This window comes from Streptococcus mitis, from assembly GCF_001579035.1.
In the GTDB taxonomy this organism is placed as follows: domain Bacteria; phylum Bacillota; class Bacilli; order Lactobacillales; family Streptococcaceae; genus Streptococcus; species Streptococcus mitis_J.
The window spans coordinates 202,374-206,076 of the sequence record NZ_KQ970288.1 but is presented as its reverse complement, the minus strand read 5'-3'; the positions used below and the strand labels follow the sequence as shown (position 1 = coordinate 206,076).

4 protein-coding genes are annotated in these 3,703 nt (G+C 27.5%); all 4 read left to right on the top strand.

Going from position 1 to position 3,703, the window contains the following annotated elements; translation table 11 throughout:
- Positions 1–443 precede the first annotated feature (443 nt).
- A complete protein-coding gene (locus SMIDD26_RS07185; protein WP_061439679.1) occupies positions 444–1,616 on the top strand; it encodes a glycosyltransferase in 1,173 nt (390 codons plus the stop codon).
- A gap of 55 nt (positions 1,617–1,671) precedes the next feature.
- Complete coding sequence (locus tag SMIDD26_RS07180) at positions 1,672–2,553, top strand: glycosyltransferase family 2 protein (protein ID WP_061439678.1); 882 nt, start codon at positions 1,672–1,674, stop codon at positions 2,551–2,553.
- A 55-nt stretch (positions 2,554–2,608) separates the two neighbouring features.
- Positions 2,609–3,256, top strand: a complete 648-nt coding sequence (locus SMIDD26_RS07175) for a glycosyltransferase family 2 protein (protein ID WP_061439677.1) — start codon at positions 2,609–2,611, stop codon at positions 3,254–3,256.
- The coding region (locus SMIDD26_RS07170) for a glycosyltransferase family 2 protein (protein WP_134990231.1) at positions 3,192–3,703 on the top strand (512 nt) is incomplete at its 3' end. The genes SMIDD26_RS07175 and SMIDD26_RS07170, both read left to right, overlap by 65 nt.

Genomic DNA, 3,703 nt, shown 5'->3' with positions numbered 1-3,703 from the left:
GGAAAAGTATTTTCCTTTTATTATTAATGGCATTCTTTAAAACATCTTTTGTCTTTTAAAGAGTGTTAGGACAATGTATTATGAAGTTGAGCTACTATTTTGTTAACGAAGCTTATCAGAAAATGATGATCGGTGAGAATTAAGTAATGTTAGTCTCTAATTGATAGATAAAATTTATAAGAGCTTTAAATCATCCTCTGAAACGTATCTGTCATTAGAAGTGGAATTTACTTATATTGTTGTAGTTAAAGAATTATCTAAAAATGATGATTAAAATAGTTGGTGATAGATCCCAGTTAGCTTTTGGAATCTATCAACTTTTGCTGAACTGTTTATAAGATAAAATGACCATCTTTGTTCTGATTTTTGATGATGCTTATTGTCTCATATTTCAAACTTTTACTTTTTACATTCTTAATTAAATTGAACGGAGAATATTTGTAATGAATAAGGCAACTTTTGTATTAGCGGGTGATTATGGATATATTCGATATATTGAAGCAACATTGAAGTCGGTATGTTATCATCATGACAATTGTAAAGTATATATAATGAATAGTGACATACCTCAAGAGTGGTTTATTGGTATTAGAAAAAGATTAAAATGTAGAAATAGTGAATTAGTAGATATAAAATTAACTGGTGATGCTATTTCTAAAGAGTGGAAAATGGCACCTCATGGTGGTCATATAAATTATATGACTTTTGCTCGTTATCTTATCCCTCAATTTGTAGAGGAAGAAAAGGTATTATACTTGGACTCGGATGTTATTGTAACTCGAAATTTGAATGATTTATTTAAAATAGAGTTAGGAAACCATCTAGTAGCTGCCGCAAAAGTTGTATTTGGATTGGAAGATTATTTTAATGCGGGAGTATTATTAATAAACAACAAACTGTGGAAAGAAGAAAACGTTCAAAAACAATGTATTGAAATTACCAATAGAGAACACGAAACACTTCCAGAAGCGGATCAAACTGTACTAAACCGAGTTTGTGAGGGACGTTATATTGTTTTAGATGACACATATAATTTTCAAATCGGATATGATCGTCTTGCAGAACAAAGAAAACAATACTTTATTTTAGAGAAATCTATAAATCCTTTACCAGCTATTATTCATTATTTATCTGAAAGTAAACCTTGGAATTTGTATTCTTTTTGTAGATTAAGAGATGTTTGGTGGAAGTATTCACTATTGGATTGGTCAGAAATAATTGCCCATGAAATTCCGAAAACAGTTAAATCTGTATTGATTATGACACATAGTCAAGAATTAGAACAAATTGAAGTTTTAGTGGAAGAATTATCTGAATATACATTTAATATTATGGCATTGACATTAATGGGAGATAAATTAGGTAGTCTTCGAAGATACGAAAATGTACGATTACATCCTGCACTTTTAGAATGGAATATTAATCGTTTAATTCGTGAATGTGATATTTATTTAGATATTAATCATGGAGAAAAAAATCAAGAAGTTATTGAAAAAGTAAAAGAATCAGGAAAATTAATTTTATCATTTGAAAATACTGCAAATGAATATTATACAGATAAAGTATTTAATCTTTCAGAGATTGAACAAATGATAGAGTATATAAAAAGTGTGTAATAGAAAAGAAATTATACATACAAAATAATATTAAAATTTTGATAGGAGTAACAGAATGGATGATTTAATTAGTGTCATAGTTCCCATATATAATACAGAGAAGTATTTAAGAAAATGCATAGAAAGTATTTTAAGTCAATCCTATAAAAATATTGAGCTTTTATTAATAAACGATGGCTCTACCGATTCTTCTGCTGAAATTTGTAGAGAATATCTTGATAAAGATAAGCGTTGTTATTATTTTGAGAAAGAAAATGGAGGATTGTCTGATGCAAGGAATTATGGTATTGAACGAGCAAAAGGTGAATATATAACATTTATAGATTCAGATGATTTTTTAATGGATCAAGCACTTGAAAAATTATATGCTACTGCATTGTTATCAGAAGCAGATTTGGCTATTGGCGGTTTTTGTAGATTTGAAGATCCTAATTTTTATATTTATCAGAAGGAACGTTTTGGAGTTTTACCTATTACTATTGTTGAAAAAGAATTTGCCGTTAATCAAATGGATGAGATGATTGATGTTCCTTTCTTATGTTATTCAACAGCGTGGGCTAAGTTATATAAACGAAGTTTATTTGAAAATATTAGATATCCTTTGAAAAAATATGCAGAAGATCAATTTACTACTTGGAAATTATATTTAGCATCTGAAAAAATAGCGATTTGTAATCATACGATATATGCATATAGGAGAAATTATGAAGGGCTAAGTTTAAATTTTAATTTAAGTCATTTAGATTATATTGATGCTCTGGAAGAAAGAATCGAGGAAACAAAAAATATTAAAGGAATTGATATAGAAAAAACATACAAAATGTATGAATATGTATTGAATAGGAGAGTTGGTGAGCTAGACTATTATGGTTATGAAAAGGAAAAAGTCATTCTTCAAAATAAAATAGATGAGTTAAAAAAGAATCATATTATTTAGAGAATTGCTCAACTGTTTGTGAGAGAGGGCATTTGTAAGGAGAAAGAGAGAAAAAATGGAAATTATAAACGAAGAATACTTTTTAATAAGTATTGTGATACCTGTTTACAATGCAGAAAAATACTTAGAGCAATGTTTAAATAGTATAAAAAATCAGACGTATAAAAATTTTGAGGTGATTCTTGTTAATGATGGTTCAATAGATCATTCTGAGTCAATTTGTATGGATTTCGTAAAAGTTGATACTAGATTTAAGTACTTTACAAAGGTAAATGGAGGTGCTTCTTCTGCAAGAAATTTTGGCCTGGATAATGTTACAGGAGAGTATATAACATTTATAGATGCTGATGATTGGGTGGATGAAAATCATTTAGAAGTGTTAATCAATAATATTAAAGAAAACAATTCTGATATGGCAGTGTCTTCTATTAAAAAGTTTGATAATATAAGTAGATTTGAGTTTAGGGTGTATTCAAATCAAGAAAAATACTTGTTAAATTATAATAAATTGAATAGAGAAGAATTCTTAGTAATTCTTCCAAAATTAATCAATGCTAGTAATAGTTATAAAATCACCGTATCTAAACTATTCAAAAAAGAATTAGTTACGGATATTAGATTTGATGAATCTATTGTCTATGGGGAAGATTTGGAGTTCTTCTTTAAGATATATAATAATATTAGTAGTATTTCTATATGTTGATGAAGTGACATATGTATATCGACTACATAATGAAAGAACATCAAGTAAATTCAATCAACAATATGCTGAACAAGTATTATTAATCTACAAAAAAATATATGAAAAAATAGAAGAATTAGGGTTGCCTACTATTCATTACTATACTACTATCAGGGATTTATTAGAGTTTCAAAAAGATTTCTTAGAAAACAGAGTATTGTTTAATGAATATCAAGAATTTTTAAAAAATATAGAGGAAACAGTTACTTATCCTAAAGATTTAATAAGTATCATTGTTCCAATCTATAATGTATATCCTTATTTACGGTTATGTTTAGAACGTATTGAGAACCAAACTTATCCACATTTTGAAGTATTACTAATAAACGATGGTTCTAGAGATAATTCAAAAGATATTTGTCTAGAATTTGCAGAAAGAGATAAAAGGTTTAAGTATATTGAGCAGAA